Raw genomic sequence first — 16,825 nt, forward strand, 5'->3', positions numbered from 1 at the left:
CGAGGTTACGCAGGCGCCGCCAGGCGGCGGTCATCGGCCTTGATGTCGCCGCGCACGATCCGTTCGGCCAGCCGCGACGCCAGCGCCATGATCGTCAGCGCCGGGTTGGCGCTGCCCTGCGTGGGGCACACCGACCCGTCGGCCAAAAACAGGTTGGGCACCGCCCAGGTCCGCTGATCGGAGTTGACGACGCTGGTCTCGGGATCCGAGCCCATCCGCGCACCGCCGATCAGATGCGCGAACCGCTGGATCGTCAGCACGTCTTGGGCGTCGGCCGCGTGCAGGATGTTGGTGATCACCTTGGTCGAGTACTCCATGTTCGCCTTGTCGTTGTCCGACAGCGAGTAAGCGAAGTGGGCGACGGGAATGCCGTACGGGTCCGTCTCGTCGGCCAGCGTAACCCGGTTGTCCTGGTGCGGCAGCAGCTCGTTGAGCACGCCGATGGTGGCCCAGTGGTTGTAGTCGCGCATGTATTCGCGCAGCGCCGCGCCCCAATGCCCGTCGGCCAGCACGTGTTCGGCCCACCCGATCGGCAGCGGCGACACGGTCTGGATGGAAAACCCGCGGGCGAAGCCGCGATCCGGATCGGTCTCGTAGAACTGCTCCGATGACACCTCCGGCGGTGGTGCCTTGTACATCCGCAACTCCTCTGGCCAGCGGCCCGCGGTTTGCGAAGCGCCCTGCACCATCACGTAGCGGCCGACCTGGTCGCTGTTGTTGCACAACCCGTTCGGGAATCTGGAGCTGGTGGAGTTCAGCAGCAGCCGCGGCGTCTCGATCGAATAGCCCGCTACTACCACCACTTTGGCGCGCTGGAACCGCTCCTTTCCACCGACTTCATCGAAATACGTGACGCCGCTGGCGTTTCCGGCCTCGTCGAGCTCTACCCGTGCCGCCATGCAGTTGGCCCGGACCTCGACGCCGTGGGCCAGTGCGTCGGGCAGATGGGTGACGAACGGGCTGGCCTTGGCGTTGACCTTGCAGCCCTGAAGGCAGTAGCCGCGGTAGATGCAGTGCGGCCGGTTGCCGAACGTGCCGTTGACAATCCCGACCGGGCCCACCCGCATCTCGATGCCGAGTTTGAGCGCGCCTTCCCACAGCTTCAGCGCCGCGGCCGCGACCGGGTGCGGCGAGTGCGGGTAGCGGTGCGGGTCGCCCCATGGCCAGTCCTGCCCGGCGACCGGCAATTCCCGCTCCAGCCGCTCATAGTGCGGCTTAAGGTCGGCGTAGCTGATCGGCCAGTCGGCGCCGACGCGGTCGCGGGTGAACGTTTCGAAATCGCTGGGATGGAAGCGCGGCGTGTAGCCGGCGTAGTGCACCATCGAGCCGCCCACTCCGCGACCGGAGTTGTTCTTGCCCAACTCGATCGGGTCCGATCCGCCGATGATCCGCTTCTGCGTCCAGTACAGCTGGTGCGACCCGGCCTCGTCGGACACCCAGTCCTCGTCGGGGTGCCAGAACGGCCCGGCCTCCAGGATCACGATCCGCCACCCGGCGCGGGCCAGCCGCTGCGCCAGCACCGAACCGCCCGCGCCGGCACCCACGATCACCATGTCGACTTCCTCGTCGTCGGCATAGCGGCGCATGGTGCGCTCGCCGGGCAGGTCGCGGGAATGCACGTCGAGCAGGAAACGCGAATCGTTGTCGCGCGGACCGACGGCGCCCTTCAGGATTCCGCGCCAGAAGTCACCCATCGATGTCGTCCTTCTCGACGGTCTCGACCGGATCCTCGGACGTCGCACCCGGTGTCTCGTAGGGCTCGCGGATGCCGACCCCGCCGAGCCGCATGAAGCCGTGCGGATAGGCGGGCCCGCCGAACCCGATCTCGTTCCACGACCACGGGTGGCTGTAGAAGGCGGACAGCGCGCCGCGCATCACCACCGACCAGGCGCGCGAGACGTTGATCTTCTCCCAGCTGCCGCCGGACAGCTCGGCGTCGGCGAACCGCTGAACGATCGCTTCGCGCGTCTTGGCGTCGGCGGCCGCAAACGACTCCGCGCCGGCATCCCGGGCCGCCTCATCCAAACCGCTCAACACCAGCCGCCAGGTGTCGCGGTCGTCGGGCATGTCGTCGTACTGAAAGCCGTCCAGCCGGCCGTCGGCGAGCTTGGCGTCGACGAACTCGGCCACCGGTATCCGCGGCTCGCCGTCTTGAGCCAGCACGGTGTCGCAGAACGCCCGAAGCGTCGGCTCGGCCGTGGCGTCGAAGAACCGTAGCGGCCCGGGCTCCTCCAACCGGGCCAGCACCACTTTTCGGGTGGCCTCGTCCCAGCTCTCGATCGTGGACAGCACGTCGTAGTCGGGATAGCGGCCGATCATCTGCGGCGTTTTGCCGCGGCGCTGGCGCGGCAGCCACGACGGGTGCAGCGGCTTGCCGTCCGGCCGCAGATTGGGCAGGTGTTTGCCGCTGGCGATGTCGGGTCTGTTCGGCATGCTCACTTCTCGCGGCGCAGGATCGCGGCGAGCAGGCCCATGGCTCCGACGATGCTCATCAGCCCGGGCGCGGCGATCGGGGGACCCATCGGCACGTTGTAGTTGGCCAGCCGCCAGCCGCCGGGCCGCCGGGCCACCCCGCGGGCGTGGAAGTACTGGCCCATCAGGCCGTTCACCGCATAGACCCCCGCCGTGACCGGCAGCCACCGCTTGGCCCAGCGCTTCGAGAACACCCCGGCCACCCCGGCCACCACGACGGGCGGGGTCACCACGATCGGGCTCCACATCCACTTGTTGCCGAAGCTGGCCTTGTAGTGCTCGAGGTAGATCTCGGCGGTCGTCACCACGGCCGCGAAGGCGGTCAACCCCGACAGCGACCGCTCGAAACGGCCATGGGCGATATTGCGCAACGCCCGGTCGACGAAGTACTCGGCCTCCTCGACCACGCCTCCACCAGACTTGTCCATGAGCAACATCGAGCGTCTCCTTTCTGTGGCGACCCGCTGCGCCCGGCTTCGCCGCGCTTGCGATCGCCACGTTCTGCCGTCGGGTTGCGTAGGGCGCATTCCCCAAATCACCGCCGAGCACACGTGCCGTGGCAGCATTGAGCCCAATGAGTAACCGTCGCGACCTTCCCGAGTCGCCGTACCTGGCGGCGGCCACGGGGCGCAAACCGCATCGGGTGCCCGTGTGGTTCATGCGGCAGGCGGGCCGGTCGCTGCCCGAATACCGGGCGCTGCGTGCGGAGCACAGCATGATGGCGGCCTGTTTCGCCGCCGAGCTGATTACCGAGATCACCCTGCAGCCGGTGCGCCGTCACGACGTGGACGCGGCGATCCTGTTCTCCGACATCGTGGTGCCGTTGCGCGGCGCCGGGGTCGAGCTGGACATCGTGCCCGACGTCGGGCCGGTGATCGCGGCGCCGGTGCGCACCGCGGCCGACGTTGCGGCATTGAAACCCCTTGAGCCGCAACGTGTTCAGCCGGTAGCCGATGCTGTCGGGCTGCTGGTGTCCGCGCTCGGCGACGTCCCGCTGATCGGCTTCGCCGGCGCGCCGTTCACGCTGGCGTCCTACCTGGTCGAGGGCGGCCCGAGCCGCCACCACGCCCGCACCAAGGCGATGATGCTGGCCGAGCCGGATAGCTGGCACGCGCTGATGGAAAAGCTCACCGACCTCACCATCGGCTTTCTGCGGGTGCAGCTCGACGCCGGAGTGGACGCCATCCAGGTGTTCGACTCCTGGGCCGGTGCGCTGTCGCTGCCCGACTACCGGCAGTACGTGCAGCCGCACAGCGCCCGGGTCTTCGCGGCGCTGGCTTGCGACGGCGTGCCAATGACGCACTTCGGGGTCGGGACCGCCGAACTGCTGGGCGCGATGTCGGGGGCCGGCGCGACGGTGGTGGGGGTGGACTGGCGAACGTCGCTGGCCGACGCGGCCACGCGGGTTCAGCCCGGTACTGCGCTGCAGGGCAATCTCGATCCCGCGGTGCTGCTGGCCGGCTGGCATGTGGTGGAACGGGCGGCCCGTGCGGTGGTCGACGACGGGCGGCGCGCGGTCGACGCCGGCGCGTCCGGACACATCTTCAACCTCGGCCACGGCGTGCTGCCGGACACCGACCCTGGCGTGCTGACCGAGCTGGTGTCGCTGGTCCACTCACTATGATCTCGTATTGCGTTGTCGGCGGGGGGATTTCGGGCCTGACCGCGGCCTACCGGCTGCGTCAGGCGGCTGGCGACGAGGCGACGATCACACTGTTCGACCCGGCCGACCGGCTCGGCGGGGTGCTGCGCACCGAGACGCTGGCCGCACAGCCGATGGACGTGGGCGCAGAGGCGTTTGTGGTGCGCCGGCCCGAAGTGCCGGCGCTGCTGGCCGAGCTGGGTCTGGCCGACCGCCAACTGGCTACCACCGGCGCGCGGCCGCTGATCTACAGCGGAGGCCGGCTGCATCCGTTGCCGGAACGCACGGTCGCCGGCATCCCGTCGTCGCCGGCCTCGGTGGCCGGGCTGGTCGACGACGCGACGACCACGCGGATCGAAACCGAGCCTCAGCGTCCTTTGGGCTGGCAACCCGGTAGCGACCCCTCGGTGGCCGAGTTGGTGAGCGAGCGGTTCGGCGAGCAGGTGGTGACCCGATCGGTGGATCCGCTGCTCGCCGGGGTCTACGCGGGCTCGGCAGCCACCATCGGGTTGCGCTCGGCGGCCCCGGCGGTAGCGGCGGCCCTCGACCGCGGCGCCGTCAGCCTGACCGATGCCGTGCACACCGCCCTGGCCGCCGTCAGCGACGGGCCGGTGTTCGGTGCGGTGGACGGTGGCTATCGGGTGCTGGTCGACGAGTTGGCGCGGCGCTCCCGGCCGAATTGGGTGAGGGCCGCGGTGAAGCGGATCGAGCCGGGCTGGGTCCTGCACGACGACACCGGCGCCCAGTGGCACGCCGACGCCGTCGTGCTGGCCGTCCCGGCGCCCCGGCTGGCCGACTTGGTCGAGGGCATCGCCCCGCGCACCGCCGCGGCCGCCCGCCGGATCGTCAGCGCGTCGTCGGCGGTGGTGGCACTGGCTGTGCGCGCCGCGTTTCCGGAGAACTCCGGCGTGTTGGTCGCCAGCGGAGAACCGTTGCATGCCAAGGCGATTACGTTGGCGTCGCGCAAATGGGGACGCCGTGGAGGCATGGAGCTGCTAAGGCTGTCGTTCGGGCGATACGGCGACAACCTGGCTGCGAGCGCCTGCGACGACGACCTGCTGGCCTGGTCGGTACAGGATCTGGAGGCGGTGTTCGGCGTCGCCGTCGAGCCAGTGGACGTCCGCGTGCGGCGCTGGATCGACGCGATGCCGCAGTACGGGCCGGGCCACGCCGAAGTGGTCGCCGAGATTCGGGCCGGGCTGCCGCCGACGATGGCGGTCGCCGGCAGCTACCTCGACGGCATCGGCGTGCCGGCCTGCGTCGCGGCGGCGGGTCGGGCGGCGACGCAGCTGCTGAGCGCGGCCGTGGCACGATAGAGCCATGGCCCGCCTGGACTACGACGCCCTCAACTCCACCCTTCGCTACCTGATGTTTTCGGTGTTTTCGGTGCGACCCGGGGCGCTCGGCGAGCAGCGCGACACGATCGTCGACGAGACCGCCACCTTCCTCAAGCAACAGGAAGAACGCGGCGTGGTGGTGCGCGGCCTCTACGACGTCGCGGGCCTGCGGGCCGACGCCGACTTCATGATCTGGACCCACGCCGAGCGAGTCGAAGCCCTGCAGGGCACCTACGAAGACTTCCGCCGCACGACGGCGCTGGGCCGGGCGTCCACGCCCGTGTGGAGCAGTGTGGCGCTGCACCGGCCGGCCGAGTTCAACAAGAGCCACATCCCCGCGTTCCTGGCCGGCGAAGAGCCCGGCGCCTACATCTGCGTGTATCCGTTCGTGCGGTCCTACGAGTGGTACCTGCTGCCCGACGAGGAGCGCCGCCGGATGCTCGCCGAGCACGGGATGGCCGCCCGCGAGTACAAGGACGTCCGCGCCAACACGGTGCCGGCATTCGCGCTCGGCGACTACGAGTGGATCCTGGCGTTCGAGGCCCCCGAGTTGCACCGCATCGTCGACCTGATGCGCGAGCTGCGCGCCACCGACGCGCGACGCCACACCCGCGAGGAGACCCCGTTCTTCACCGGCCCACGCGTGCCCGTCGAGCAGCTGGTGAACGCCCTGCCATGACGACCTCCTTCGACCCCACCGACCCGGCCCGTTTCGAAGAGATGTACCGCGACGAGCGGACGTCGCACGGCTTGCCGACCGCCACCCCGTGGGACATCGGCGGGCCGCAACCGGTGGTCCGGCAGCTGGTGGCGCTCGGCGCGATCAAGGGCGAGGTGCTCGACCCCGGCACCGGACCCGGCCACCACGCCATCTACTACGCCTCCAAGGGCTACGCGGCGACCGGCATCGACGGGTCGGCAGGCGCCATCGAGCGCGCCCGGCAGAACGCCCAAATGGCCGGGGTGTCAGTGAATTTCGAGCTGGCCGACGCCACCAGGCTGGACGGGTTCGACGGCCGGTTCGACACGGTTGTCGACTGCGCCTTCTACCACACGTTCAGCACCGAGCCCGAACTGCGACGGTCCTACGCCCAGGCGCTGCGGCGAGCCACCAAGCCGGGCGCGCGGCTGTACATGTTCGAGTTCGGCGAACACAACGTCAACGGCTTCAAAATGCTGCGGTCGTTGTCGGAGAACGACTTTCGTGACGTGCTTCCCGCCGCCGGCTGGGAGATCACGTATCTCGGCCCGACCACCTACCAGGTCAACATCAGCGCCGAGTCCATCGAGATGATGGCGGCGCGCAATCCCGACATGGCCGCCGAGGCGGAGAAGATGCTGGAACGATTCCGCGCAATGGAGCCGTGGCTGGAGGGCGGCCGGGTGCACGCGCCGTTCTGGGAATGCCACGCTGTCCGTCGTTGACGCCCAGTGGCCAGTTATGACACGCGAACGGCAGAAATGCGTGCAATAACTGGCCGCTCGGCACTTAGGAAGACGGCACCAGCTTCAGGCAGATCGAATTGATGCAGTAGCGCTGATCAGTCGGCGTCGGGTAGCCCTCGCCTTCGAAGACGTGGCCCAGGTGGCTGTGGCAATTGGCGCACAGCACCTCGACGCGGCGCATACCCATCGAGTCGTCGGGCCGCAGTATCACCGCATCGGAGTCTGCCGGGTCGAAGAAAGACGGCCAGCCGCAATGCGATTCGAACTTCTCGCTGCTGCGGAACAATTCCGCGCCGCAGGCCCGGCATTCATAGACGCCCTCGGTCTTGGTGTCGGTGTACTCACCGGTGAACGGCGGTTCGGTGCCGGCCTGGCGCAGCACCGCGAACTCCTCGGGAGTCAGCTTCTGACGCCATTCATCGTCGGTCAGTTGCACACGTGGAGCACTCATACCTCAACGCTAGCGCGCGCAGGTTCGGAAGCGGTCAGCCATGCCGGATCGATCCCGTCGTCCAACCGGTTCTCGGCCTTGGCGTCCAGGTAGCGGAAGTAGAGCACGCAGAAGGTCACGATCAGCAGCAGCGACCAGCCGTAGGTGATCTTCAGGTATTCCAGCGGCCGGCCGATGTACATCCAGTTGAACAGCAGCCAGCGATCCATCGTCAAAAAGCCGTAGATGCCCAGCCAAGCCGGCCAGTTGCGGATCACCGAGTTGGGTAGCACCACGGTCATCAGGAACGGGAACAGCATCATCGAGTAGTAGCCCTGAGCCAGCGACAGCACCAGCCACGACCACAGCAGCAACACACCGGACGACGTGAGCATCCAAAACCGGGGGTCGCGGGTGCGGTAGTAGCGGTACAGCAGCCACAGGCTGCCAATTGCGATCACCGTGAACAGGATTCGCATGAACAGGATCAGCCAGGTCGGCAGCCCGAAGTACACCCCGTTGCCCAGGATCGAACTGTTGAAGTAGTCACGAGTGCCCAGCATGTAGGGCACCGTGCGGGTGAAGAAGTCCATGGGGTGCACGACCAACGGCAGCGCCGCGAGGTTGAACACCGCCGGCACCACCAGACCGGCGCCCACGGCACGCCACTGACGGTTCAGCAGCGGCAGCAACAGCAGCGGCGCCAGCACGGGTTTGACCACCAACGCCAACCCGATCGCGATGCCGGCCCACCACTGGCTGCCCACCTTGCCGTCCAGCAGCCACCGGAAGAACAGCACCTCCAGCAGCAGGATGCAGCCGTTGATGTTGGTGAACACCAGCGTGTTGGTCACCGACTCGGTGCAGAACATCGCCAGCAGCAGCGCCGGAGCCGCCACCGAGGTGATCGTGAAGTTGAACATCCGCAGCAGCAGATACGCCGCCAGCACAATCGCGACGGTGTTGCAGGCGATGAACAGATACCGCGACTCGGTGAACGGCAGGTACCCGAACGGCGCCATGATCAGCGTGCCGCCGGGCGGATACAGGTAGTGCGGGTCGACATAGTCGAAGTGCTCGTTGTAGATGTCCCAGCCGTGCCGGAAGTTCAGCACCGCCCGGTAGACCGGCTTGAAGTCGTCGGTGATGTTGCCGTTCGTGGTCACCACCACGCTGCGGTGGATGATCGCCAGGATCGCGGCCGGCCACAGCACCGACCGCAGCACGGTCGCGACGCTGGGCGCGCTGGTGCGGGGACGAAACAGGGAATCGAGCGCCGTCACCCGCGCAAAATATCAGGCGGGACAGTAGGTGTCGGTGTCGGGCAGCTTGCCGCTCTCCAGGTAGCTGATCAGCGGTGGCACTGCACAGGAGGAGTAGATGGCCGTGCCGTGGCCGATGCCCTGCCACATCACCCGCTTGCTGGCCGCGCCGGCGTTGATGATCGTGGCGGCCGCCGCGGCGACCCCTTCGGAGCCGACGATCGGGTCGTTTTGCACACCGAGCAGCAGCGCATTGACCTTGAGGCTTTTCGGCGGTTGCGGCGGGGAGCTGCTCGGCCAGTGCACGCATTTGACCAAGTTGAGCGCGGCGACGGTGCCGAACTGCGGATAGAGCTTCGCCCAGGCGACCACCAGCTGACGCACCCGATCCGGCGTCGGGCGGTTGAGCGCGTCGCTGCAGACGTTGACGAACTGTCCGTCGGTGGCGCGGGTTGACTCGGCCCGGTTGATCAGGCTCGTCAGCAGGTTGGTATCGCCGGAACGAGCGTTGGCCAGCGCGGTGGCCAGGTCGTTGGTGGTGCCGACGCGGTCGCCGCTGGGGTAGCCCAGGGCGGTCGAGATCGCGTTGGCGAGCGAGGCGACCGACGCGCCGGCGGGGCCGTGGCCGGCACGGGCGTCGGCCAGCAGCGCGCTGACCGCGCCCTTGGGGTCGGGGCCCAGCGGGCAGTTCACCGCGGCACACTGGGCGGCGAATGCGTCCAGGGCATCCTGCTCGCCCTTGACCCGCTGCTCGGCGGCCGCTTCGGCGCCCACGCCCAGCGGGATCGGGGAGTCCAGGACCAGCCGCGACACCCGGTCGGGGTGCGACCCGGCGTAGGTCAGTGCCACCTGGGCGCCGTTGCCGATGCCGAGCAGCGCCAGCGAGGGCACATCCCAGATGCTGCGCAACCGCTCGATGTCGCTGGCCGAGTGCGTGTTGTCGTAGGCGGAGTCGCCCGGCGCGATGGTGTCCGTGCAGCTGGTGGTGGCGTTCTGGGTGACGTCGGCCAGGTTGGCCACCGGGTCGTCACCGGCCTCGAACTGCGCCTGGTCGCGCATCTCCTGACGATCGAACTGGTCCCGGCAGTCCACCGGGCTCGACATGCCAATGCCGCGGCGGTCGACGGCGACGATCGGGTGGCTGCGCAGCACGTCGGCGCCGGCGCGCGACAGCCACACCGGCAGTTGCACCGACGACGGCAGATCCGAGCCGGTGGTGAACACCAGCGGGCCCGCATCGGACGGCGTCTGCACCGATTGGGCGCGGACCACGCCGATGGTCAGTGTCCCCGCCGAGCCGTTGACCGGGTCGAGGTCGGCGTCGTAATTCGCACAGTCGAGCTTGACGCCGGGGGCGGCCGGCACCGCGGCGTCGCCGAACACCCGCGAGGTGCAGTCATGCCACGACAGGTCGTTCTTCGGGGCGGCGATCGGCGGGGGACCGGACGGACGGCTTGTCGTCGCCTTGCCTTGAGGGTGGGCGCCGGAGTTGGTGGCGAAGCGCGGGTTGGCGGCCAACCCCGGCACGCAGCCGGACACCAACGCGGTCACCGCGATCAGCGCCGCGACGAAAGTGGCGTGCCGGCTCATGCGACCACAGTAGGTCTTTGGTGGTGACCCGCTGCGCCCGGCTTCGCCGCGCTTGCGATCACCACGAACGATCAGCTCTTGACGTAGCGCGTGTACAGGTAGCCGTCCTCGTCGGACAGGACGTGCGCGCAGCGCATCGGCGTCTGCACCTGGCCAGGACCGGTCGCGATGCGGCGGGCCTGACCGCCGACCACGCACGGCGCGATCGTCAGGCACAGCTCGTCGAGCAGGCCGCGCTCGACGAAAGAGCTGAACAGCATTGGACCGCCCTCGGTCAGCACCCGATCCAGGCCGCGATCGGCCAACGCCGCCAGCATCGCGGCTTCGTCGACGCGGCCCGGGTCGTCGCGTGAGCAGTCGATGACCTCGGCGAGCCCGGCGAGCCGACGCTGCGTCTCCTCGGCGGCCGCCGTGCAGGTCAGCACCAGCGGCGGCACTTCGGTGCGGGTGAACACCTGCAAGTCGCGGCTTAGCCGACCCGATTTGGTGACGATCGCCAGCGGCGGGACTTCGCTTTGGCCGCGAGCCTGCCGATGCTGCCGCTGGGTGACGCTCGGGCGCGCGCCGGAGTAGCTCTCGATGCGGACCGTGCCCGCGCCGACCAGGATGACGTCCGCGAGTTCGCGCAGCAGGTTGAACAACGCCCGATCGATGGGCCCGCCGAGCTGGCCGGTGGTACCGGCGACGGTGGCGCCGCCGTCGAGGCTGGCGATGAAGTTGGCCCGCACCCACGTCCGCCCGGCCGGGTAGGCGTACAGCTCGGACAGTTCGCCGTCGTCGAGTCGCCGCGTTGACCCGAGCAGGGTGAGGCCCATGAGGTTGATTGCAGCACGTCGCTACAGTGCCTGCATGGGCCGGGTGGGACATCTGGTGGATCGGCACCCGAGCGTCTCTCCGGAGCGACTGATCACGCAGCTGACGCCGCCGCCGACATTCGCCGACGTCAGCTTTGCGTCGTATCACCCCGACCCGGCGGAGCCCAGCCAGGCCGCCGCCGTCGAGGCTTGCCAACAGTTTTGCGAGCAGGCCGTCGAGCGCCGGGCCGGCCGCCGCAAGCTGTTCGGCAAGCGCGAGGTGCTGCCCGGCGTGGGGCTCTATCTCGACGGCGGTTTCGGTGTCGGCAAGACGCATCTGCTGGCGTCGGCGTACCGCGCGATTCCCTACGGCGGCAAGGCCTTTGCGACGTTCATGGAGTTGACCCAACTGGCCGGGGTGTTCGGTTTCGCCGAATGCATTGACCTGCTGGCCGATTACACACTGGTGTGCATCGACGAGTTCGAGCTGGACGATCCGGGCAACACCACGCTGATCTCGCGGATGCTTTCCCAACTGGTCGAGCGAGGTGTGTCGCTGGCGGCCACCTCGAACACGCTGCCCGAGCAGCTCGGGGAGGGCCGGTTTGCCGCCCAGGATTTTCTGCGCGAAATCCACACGCTGGCAAGCATTTTCACCGTGGTGCGGATCGACGGCCCGGACTACCGGCACCGCGACCTGCCGCCGGCGCCCGAGCCGCCGTCCGACGAACAGGTCGCCGGCTGGGCCGCGCAGGTCGACGGCGCCACGCTCGACGACTTCGACGCGCTGTGCGCACACCTGGCCACCATGCACCCATCGCGCTATCTGGCGTTGATCGAAGGCGTGACAGAGGTTTTCCTCACCGGCGTGCACGGCATCGACGACCAAAACGTCGCGCTACGGCTGGTGGCCTTGACCGACCGGCTCTACGACGCCGGCATACCCGTCACTGCGTCGGGGGAGAAGCTGGACCACATCTTCAGCGACGAGATGCTCGCCGGTGGATTCCGCAAGAAGTACCTGCGGGCCACGTCGCGGCTGCTGGCGCTGAGCGCTACAGCTCGCGAACCATGACGTAGTCCTGCTCGACGGCGGCGCCCACCCGAAATGTCCTGGTGCCATTGACCCTAAAGCCGTGATTGGCGTAAAAGCGTTGCGCGCGTTGGTTTCTCTTGTTGACTCCGAGCCATACGCGGCGCCCGCCCAATTCGGAGGCGGCTTGCAGCGCCGCGTCCATCAACGCCGTCGCCACTCCTGTGCCGTGATGTTCGGGCAGCACGTACAGTTTGGAGAGCTCGATGCCGTCATCGCCAACGAGCATGGCGTAGCCCACAATTCGCTCGTCGTGCCGGGCGACGAAAACCACACGGTTGGGATCGGCAAGGTAGTCAGCGAAGCGTGCGGCGCTCAGGTTCGCCTCGATAAACGACGCCATGTCCTCGGCCGTCACCGACGGCGGACATGCTAGCGGAAACGTGCACTCGGCGACCGCAGCGAGTTCGTCGACGTCGGCGGAATCCGCTGGCGCTACAGGTTCCACTGCGCGAGGTGCACGCCCGTCTTCCTGTCCAGCAGGACGACGTTGGAGACCGGGTCGCGGTAGGCGTCCCAGTACACTCCGCCGCGGACGACGGAACCTGCCGGCGCATTGCCCAGCACGACGTCCAGCGCGTCGGGCGCGTCGGAGGGCCGGGGCTTGTACGCGTCGGCGAACGGCGTCACGCCGACGAAGCTGAAGTCGGTTGCCATCTGGGACGGGGTGGGCACCCTGATCGCGTGGATCGCCACATCGGCGCGCTCGACCGTGCTGTCGGGGAAGCTCTTGACCGGGACGCCGCTGCGCTGGTAGCCGAAACCGGGCGGCGGATCGACGGGCTGGACGAAGCTGACGGTGACGTCGGCGATGATCTTGCCGTTGTCCACACGCAGGGTGTCGCCGATGTGACCGATCGGCGCGTCGCCTGCCGACGCACGGGGAGCGGCGACAAGGCTCGCGACAACGATGGTGATCAAGGCAACCAGCCAGCGGTGCATGTTCCCTCCTCGGCGCCCCTCTGCGACCTTCGCATGATGGCACATCCGCGCAGCGCTCAGTCCGGCTTCCCGGACACCAGGGATTCCAGCGCCGCGGTCAGGTCGGCCTCCACCCGCTCCTTGTCGACACCGGCGCGGTCCAGCGGCCCGGCGCCGTCCTCCAGTTCGAGCAGCGCCAGCAAGAGATGTTCTGTGCCAATGTAGTTGTGGCCCAAGCGAAGTGCTTCCCGAAAGGTCAGCTCGAGGGCTTTGCGGGCCGGGCCGCTGAACGGGATCAGCGCCGGCGGCTTCTCGACCGCCGGCGGCAATGTGACCGCCGCGCGGACGGATTGGGCGTCGATCTCTTGCGCCGTCAGCAATTTGGTGGCCAGCGCCTCGGGGTCACTGAGCACGCCCAGCACCAGGTGATCCGGGGTGATCTCGCCGTTGCGGGCCTCGTGCGCGGCGTTCTGGGCGGCGACGACGGCGTTGCGAGCCCGGGGCGTGAAGCGCTCGAAACCCTGGTTGGGGTCGAGTGCCCGTGGCACGAAGCGCTTCTGGGCGGCTTGCTTGGTGACGCCCATGCTCTTGCCGATGTCGGTCCAGGAGGCGCCGGATCGGCGGGCCTGGTCGACGAAGTGCCGGATCAAGTGGTCGGCGACTTCGCCGAGATGCTCGGCCGCCAGGACAGCGTCGCTGAGTTGATCGAGCACGTCGGTGTGCACCTGCTTGATGGCGTTGATCAGCTCATCGAGGCGGACGGGGTGAGTAATGGGTGTCGGGTCGGGCATGCCGTCAACTCTAGGTTGACGCTAATGGTTCGTCAACCGTCGGTTGACGAACTACCGGTAGGACAACCGCGCCCGTGTCGGCCATGATGGAGCGATGAGGCTTCTACCGGTGCTGGTGGGCGTTGCCGCCATGGTCGGGATGGCCGCGCCCGCGCATGCGGACCCGAGCGGCGTCGATGCGCAATTTCTCGCCGCGCTCAACAAGGCGGGCATCACTTATGCAAGCGCGGATCAAGCCGTCGAGGCCGGCAAAACGGCGTGCGAACTGTTGGACCAGGGGCAGTCGGACGTGGAAGTCGTCAAGAGGGTGACGGACCTCAATCCAGGATTCACGATCTCAGGCGCTGCCAAGTTCACCGCGATCGCCGCGAGCGCGTACTGCCCGCAGTACGTGAATGGCGGTGGCGGCGACGCCAGTTAGCTTGGGCTGGAACGCCAACGGTCTGATCGGGCTCGAGCCTAGTATCCGTGGATGGCTATCAATCGACGCAAGGTGCTCGGGGGAGCCGGCCTTGCCGGGGCCGCAGCGTTGGGCGGAGCGGGTGTCGACCGCGCGTTGTCCAACAGCCCTTCCGGCTATCCAACAGTTAAGGACGAGCCAATGACCGACGACGCCGCACGCTTTGGTGATCCCCGGATACCGGCCGAACTCATCACTGACCAATCACACCTCTTCCGGCTCGGGGCGTTGCCCACCACCGATTTCGACGGTGGCTCGCTGCGCCAGGCGCACGAGGACAATTTCCCGATCCTCAAGGGCCAGCAGGCCAGCGTGGTGTTTGTGACGTTGCAGCCCGGCGGTATTCGCGAGCCGCATTGGCATCCGAGCGCGTGGGAGATCAGCGTGGTTGTCAGCGGCGTCGCCACCTGGACGCTGCTTGACCCGCAGGGGCATGACGAGACTTTCGATGCCCATCCCGGCGACGTGATTTTCGCCCCGCAGGGGTCACTGCACTACTTCGAGAACACGGGCAAAGAAGACCTGCACGCGATCATCGTGTTTAATGCCAGCACTCAAGAAGGCAAGGACGACATAGGGATTGGCGCGTCGATCAGCAAGCTGCCGCCGCGCGTATTGTCGGCGGTCTTCGGTGTTCCGGCCGAAACCTTCACCTCGTTCAAGAAGATCGACAAGTCGATCACGATCCTGAAGTAGCGCAGCTACTTATTGTCGCCGCCGCCCTGCATGTACTTGGGGCAGTACGCGACGGACGCGAGCGCCACGAACTTGGCTGCGTCCCGTTGCGAAAAACCGGGATTCGATTGCTGAAGCTGGGCGACGATTTCCGGCGCGCCCTTGCCATCGTCGAGGAGCCCGCACACCGCTTTGGCGTTCGCGACGGCGCTGTCCGAGCTCTGATAGGTGATGCCGGCATTCTTGAGCGCTTCGAGGAAGCCCGCATCGTCGCCGGAAGGCTCGGCGAGCGCGGGTGCCGCCAAGGCGATCACGGCGGCGGTGCTGATCAGTGTGACTAGCCGTCTCATCGGTTGCTTATTGTCGCACCGCGGCCGCGTTGTCGCTCGACGACCGATTCGACGTTCCCGCGAAGTTTGGATGCCCATGAGGCGATGGTGCGCGGTACTGGGATTGAAGTTGATCCTCTACCCGGTGGCCGTCGGGGCGGCGACCAGCGATTAGGCCGCTGAGCTGCTGATAGTTGCCTTTGTGCGTTTCGCGCGTTACGTGCATATGGTGCTCGGGTTTGCATGTATTGTGCACGTATTGTGCACGCCACCCACCCAGGAGCGCCGCTGCATGTCACGTGAGAAGCGATCATTCGGGACCATCCGGCGCCTTCCCTCGAAACGCTTTCAAGTGATGTACACCGGCCCCGACGGCGTGCGCCGCCCGGCCCCGCGAACCTTCGCCGCCCGCATGGACGCCGAGGCATGGCTGATCGCCAAACGCAAGGAGATCGACGCCGAGCTGTGGAGCGCGGCCGTCGACGAGGCCCAGCGCGCCAAGGGCGGCACGTTCGCCGCCTACTCGGCCGCCTGGCTGGCGAACAGGATGGTGGCCGGTCGACCCCTCAAGGCCCGCACCCGAGCCCACTATCAGAAGATCCTCGACGAGCATCTGCTGCCGGTGTTCGGTGATCGGCAGCTCGCAGCGATCCGACCCCAACACGTCCGAGACTGGCACGGCCGGACCCTCGTCGACCGGCCGACGCTGCGCAGCCACGCCTACAGCCTGCTGCGCACCATCCTGGGCAGCGCGGTGCACGACGAGCTGATCGAGGCAAACCCGTGTCGGATCATCGGCGCCGGGCGCGCTAGCCGCGTGCACAAGATCCAGCCCGCCACCGTCGAGGAGCTGACCGCGTTGACTGCGGCGATGCCTGGCCGCCTGCAGTTGCTGGTGACCCTGGCGGGCTGGTGCGCGCTGCGGTTCGGCGAGCTGGTCGAGCTGCGCCGCCACGACCTCGACCTCGACGCCGGTGTGATCCGCGTACGCCGGGCCGCGGTGCGCGTCGGCGGCGCCTACAGCATCACCACACCCAAGAGCGACGCCGGTGTGCGCGACGTTGCGATCCCGCCGCACATCGTGCCGCTGATCGAGGCCCACCTGTCGAAGCACGCGGCCCGCGGGCGTGACGGGCTGCTGTTCCCCGCCGACCACGGCGGCCACCTGGCCCCGTCGACGCTCAATAGGCATTGGTACCGAGCCCGTGCGGCCGCCGGGCGCGACGATCTCAGGTTCCACGACCTACGCCACTCGGGCGCGGTGCTGGCGGCCGCCACCGGCGCCACGCTGGCCGACCTTATGGCCCGGCTGGGTCACTCCACCCCGGCGGCCGCGATGCGCTACCAGCACGCCGCGCAGGGCCGCGACAAGGCCATTGCCGAGCTGCTGTCGAAGCTCGCCACCGGCCAGGGTTAGCGCGCCGCGGCTCGAATCAGGCTGCCCCGCAACGGGATTCTTTCCGAAATCGGCAAACACCCCGCCGTTTCCCGAAAGTCGGAAAACTGCTGCTAGGCATACGGTTTCGGACTGCGACACGCCGATACAGCGTGTTGTCTCACATTGTCTTGCTCGGTGCATCGGT

The 16,825-nt window shown here is 68.0% G+C and carries 19 protein-coding genes; 8 read left to right on the plus strand and 11 right to left on the minus strand.

Translation table 11 applies throughout. The features are described 5' to 3' along the window. Positions 1-5 precede the first annotated feature (5 nt). Genes AWB95_RS20995 through AWB95_RS21005 form a run of 3 tightly spaced genes read right to left on the minus strand, consistent with a single transcriptional unit; the run spans position 6 to position 2,909 of the window. A complete protein-coding gene (locus tag AWB95_RS20995; RefSeq protein ID WP_062538188.1) occupies positions 6-1,694 on the minus strand; it encodes a GMC family oxidoreductase in 1,689 nt (562 codons plus the stop codon). Further along, positions 1,687-2,433 carry a gluconate 2-dehydrogenase subunit 3 family protein gene (locus AWB95_RS21000; RefSeq protein ID WP_099539750.1) on the minus strand — a complete coding sequence of 249 codons (747 nt, stop codon included), beginning with the start codon at positions 2,431-2,433 and terminating at the stop codon, positions 1,687-1,689. Before AWB95_RS21000 ends, AWB95_RS20995 begins: the two co-directional genes overlap by 8 nt. A gap of 2 nt (positions 2,434-2,435) precedes the next feature. Continuing rightward, entirely contained in the window at positions 2,436-2,909 is a 474-nt protein-coding gene (locus tag AWB95_RS21005; RefSeq protein ID WP_062538190.1) for a hypothetical protein, read from the minus strand. Positions 2,910-3,046: 137 nt separating this feature from the next. On the opposite strand from AWB95_RS21005, the gene hemE reads away from it, so the two are divergent. Genes hemE through AWB95_RS21025 form a run of 4 tightly spaced genes read left to right on the plus strand, consistent with a single transcriptional unit; the run spans position 3,047 to position 6,876 of the window. Beyond that, positions 3,047-4,096: a uroporphyrinogen decarboxylase gene (gene hemE, locus AWB95_RS21010; RefSeq protein ID WP_062538191.1), complete on the plus strand. Its 1,050-nt coding sequence runs from the start codon at positions 3,047-3,049 to the stop codon at positions 4,094-4,096. Then, positions 4,093-5,430, plus strand: a complete 1,338-nt coding sequence (locus AWB95_RS21015) for a protoporphyrinogen oxidase (RefSeq protein WP_085168599.1) — start codon at positions 4,093-4,095, stop codon at positions 5,428-5,430. The genes hemE and AWB95_RS21015 overlap by 4 nt, the downstream gene beginning before the upstream one ends. Positions 5,431-5,434: 4 nt before the next feature. Next, positions 5,435-6,130 carry a hydrogen peroxide-dependent heme synthase gene (gene hemQ, locus AWB95_RS21020; RefSeq protein WP_062541167.1) on the plus strand — a complete coding sequence of 232 codons (696 nt, stop codon included), beginning with the start codon at positions 5,435-5,437 and terminating at the stop codon, positions 6,128-6,130. Next, the gene (locus AWB95_RS21025; protein ID WP_062541168.1) at positions 6,127-6,876 is read left to right on the plus strand and encodes a class I SAM-dependent methyltransferase; all 750 of its coding nucleotides are present in this window, start codon (positions 6,127-6,129) and stop codon (positions 6,874-6,876) included. Before hemQ ends, AWB95_RS21025 begins: the two co-directional genes overlap by 4 nt. 64 nt (positions 6,877-6,940) lie before the next feature. Here AWB95_RS21025 and msrB read toward each other — a convergent pair whose 3' ends face one another. From msrB to AWB95_RS21045, 4 genes are all read right to left on the minus strand, one after another. Next, positions 6,941-7,348, minus strand: coding sequence for a peptide-methionine (R)-S-oxide reductase MsrB (gene msrB / locus AWB95_RS21030; RefSeq protein ID WP_062541169.1), 408 nt, complete (start codon positions 7,346-7,348; stop codon positions 6,941-6,943). Continuing rightward, on the minus strand, positions 7,345-8,610 hold the full coding sequence (gene aftC / locus AWB95_RS21035; RefSeq protein ID WP_062541170.1) for an arabinofuranan 3-O-arabinosyltransferase: 1,266 nt from the start codon (positions 8,608-8,610) through the stop codon (positions 7,345-7,347). The genes msrB and aftC overlap by 4 nt, the downstream gene beginning before the upstream one ends. 12 nt (positions 8,611-8,622) lie before the next feature. Further along, positions 8,623-10,179, minus strand: coding sequence for an alpha/beta fold hydrolase (locus tag AWB95_RS21040; protein WP_085168600.1), 1,557 nt, complete (start codon positions 10,177-10,179; stop codon positions 8,623-8,625). 71 nt (positions 10,180-10,250) lie between these two features. After that, a complete protein-coding gene (locus AWB95_RS21045) occupies positions 10,251-10,994 on the minus strand; it encodes a pyrimidine reductase family protein (RefSeq protein ID WP_062541920.1) in 744 nt (247 codons plus the stop codon). On the opposite strand from AWB95_RS21045, the gene zapE reads away from it, so the two are divergent. Then, complete coding sequence (gene zapE / locus AWB95_RS21050; protein WP_085168601.1) at positions 10,993-12,048, plus strand: cell division protein ZapE; 1,056 nt, start codon at positions 10,993-10,995, stop codon at positions 12,046-12,048. The two genes, AWB95_RS21045 and zapE, sit on opposite strands and share 2 nt — an antisense overlap. On the opposite strand, the gene AWB95_RS21055 is transcribed toward zapE, so the two are convergent. Genes AWB95_RS21055 through AWB95_RS21065 form a run of 3 tightly spaced genes read right to left on the minus strand, consistent with a single transcriptional unit; the run spans position 12,029 to position 13,778 of the window. Then, positions 12,029-12,514, minus strand: a complete 486-nt coding sequence (locus AWB95_RS21055) for a GNAT family N-acetyltransferase (protein ID WP_085168602.1) — start codon at positions 12,512-12,514, stop codon at positions 12,029-12,031. The genes zapE and AWB95_RS21055 overlap by 20 nt on opposite strands. Beyond that, positions 12,502-13,008: a hypothetical protein gene (locus AWB95_RS21060; protein WP_085168603.1), complete on the minus strand. Its 507-nt coding sequence runs from the start codon at positions 13,006-13,008 to the stop codon at positions 12,502-12,504. Before AWB95_RS21060 ends, AWB95_RS21055 begins: the two co-directional genes overlap by 13 nt. 56 nt (positions 13,009-13,064) lie before the next feature. Next, positions 13,065-13,778 (minus strand): Clp protease N-terminal domain-containing protein, encoded by a 714-nt coding sequence (locus AWB95_RS21065; protein ID WP_085168604.1) that lies wholly within the window; start codon positions 13,776-13,778, stop codon positions 13,065-13,067. 94 nt (positions 13,779-13,872) lie between these two features. On the opposite strand from AWB95_RS21065, the gene AWB95_RS21070 reads away from it, so the two are divergent. Then, positions 13,873-14,199 (plus strand): DUF732 domain-containing protein, encoded by a 327-nt coding sequence (locus tag AWB95_RS21070; RefSeq protein ID WP_085168605.1) that lies wholly within the window; start codon positions 13,873-13,875, stop codon positions 14,197-14,199. Positions 14,200-14,250: 51 nt separating this feature from the next. Further along, positions 14,251-14,934, plus strand: a complete 684-nt coding sequence (locus AWB95_RS21075; RefSeq protein WP_085168606.1) for a cupin domain-containing protein — start codon at positions 14,251-14,253, stop codon at positions 14,932-14,934. Between the two features lie 5 nt (positions 14,935-14,939). Here AWB95_RS21075 and AWB95_RS21080 read toward each other — a convergent pair whose 3' ends face one another. Further along, positions 14,940-15,263, minus strand: coding sequence for a DUF732 domain-containing protein (locus AWB95_RS21080; protein WP_085168607.1), 324 nt, complete (start codon positions 15,261-15,263; stop codon positions 14,940-14,942). Between the two features lie 271 nt (positions 15,264-15,534). On the opposite strand from AWB95_RS21080, the gene AWB95_RS21085 reads away from it, so the two are divergent. Beyond that, positions 15,535-16,659 carry a tyrosine-type recombinase/integrase gene (locus AWB95_RS21085; RefSeq protein ID WP_085168608.1) on the plus strand — a complete coding sequence of 375 codons (1,125 nt, stop codon included), beginning with the start codon at positions 15,535-15,537 and terminating at the stop codon, positions 16,657-16,659. Positions 16,660-16,825 lie beyond the last annotated feature (166 nt).

This window comes from Mycobacterium celatum, assembly GCF_002101595.1.
In the GTDB taxonomy this organism is placed as follows: Bacteria; Actinomycetota; Actinomycetes; order Mycobacteriales; family Mycobacteriaceae; genus Mycobacterium; species Mycobacterium celatum.

What these genes read in the sequence shown, in the direction of transcription:
- AWB95_RS21085 (WP_085168608.1), top strand. Translation starts at nt 15,535, where the DNA reads ATGTCACGTGAGAAGCGATCATTCGGGACCATCCGGCGCCTTCCCTCG.
- AWB95_RS21005 (WP_062538190.1), bottom strand. Translation starts at nt 2,909, where the DNA reads ATGTTGCTCATGGACAAGTCTGGTGGAGGCGTGGTCGAGGAGGCCGAG.
- AWB95_RS21015 (WP_085168599.1), top strand. Translation starts at nt 4,093, where the DNA reads ATGATCTCGTATTGCGTTGTCGGCGGGGGGATTTCGGGCCTGACCGCG.
- AWB95_RS21025 (WP_062541168.1), top strand. Translation starts at nt 6,127, where the DNA reads ATGACGACCTCCTTCGACCCCACCGACCCGGCCCGTTTCGAAGAGATG.
- AWB95_RS21040 (WP_085168600.1), bottom strand. Translation starts at nt 10,179, where the DNA reads ATGAGCCGGCACGCCACTTTCGTCGCGGCGCTGATCGCGGTGACCGCG.
- AWB95_RS21065 (WP_085168604.1), bottom strand. Translation starts at nt 13,778, where the DNA reads ATGCCCGACCCGACACCCATTACTCACCCCGTCCGCCTCGATGAGCTG.
- AWB95_RS20995 (WP_062538188.1), bottom strand. Translation starts at nt 1,694, where the DNA reads ATGGGTGACTTCTGGCGCGGAATCCTGAAGGGCGCCGTCGGTCCGCGC.
- AWB95_RS21000 (WP_099539750.1), bottom strand. Translation starts at nt 2,433, where the DNA reads ATGCCGAACAGACCCGACATCGCCAGCGGCAAACACCTGCCCAATCTG.
- hemE (WP_062538191.1), top strand. Translation starts at nt 3,047, where the DNA reads ATGAGTAACCGTCGCGACCTTCCCGAGTCGCCGTACCTGGCGGCGGCC.
- AWB95_RS21060 (WP_085168603.1), bottom strand. Translation starts at nt 13,008, where the DNA reads ATGCACCGCTGGCTGGTTGCCTTGATCACCATCGTTGTCGCGAGCCTT.
- hemQ (WP_062541167.1), top strand. Translation starts at nt 5,435, where the DNA reads ATGGCCCGCCTGGACTACGACGCCCTCAACTCCACCCTTCGCTACCTG.
- AWB95_RS21045 (WP_062541920.1), bottom strand. Translation starts at nt 10,994, where the DNA reads ATGGGCCTCACCCTGCTCGGGTCAACGCGGCGACTCGACGACGGCGAA.
- zapE (WP_085168601.1), top strand. Translation starts at nt 10,993, where the DNA reads ATGAGGTTGATTGCAGCACGTCGCTACAGTGCCTGCATGGGCCGGGTG.
- AWB95_RS21080 (WP_085168607.1), bottom strand. Translation starts at nt 15,263, where the DNA reads ATGAGACGGCTAGTCACACTGATCAGCACCGCCGCCGTGATCGCCTTG.
- AWB95_RS21075 (WP_085168606.1), top strand. Translation starts at nt 14,251, where the DNA reads ATGGCTATCAATCGACGCAAGGTGCTCGGGGGAGCCGGCCTTGCCGGG.
- AWB95_RS21070 (WP_085168605.1), top strand. Translation starts at nt 13,873, where the DNA reads ATGAGGCTTCTACCGGTGCTGGTGGGCGTTGCCGCCATGGTCGGGATG.
- msrB (WP_062541169.1), bottom strand. Translation starts at nt 7,348, where the DNA reads ATGAGTGCTCCACGTGTGCAACTGACCGACGATGAATGGCGTCAGAAG.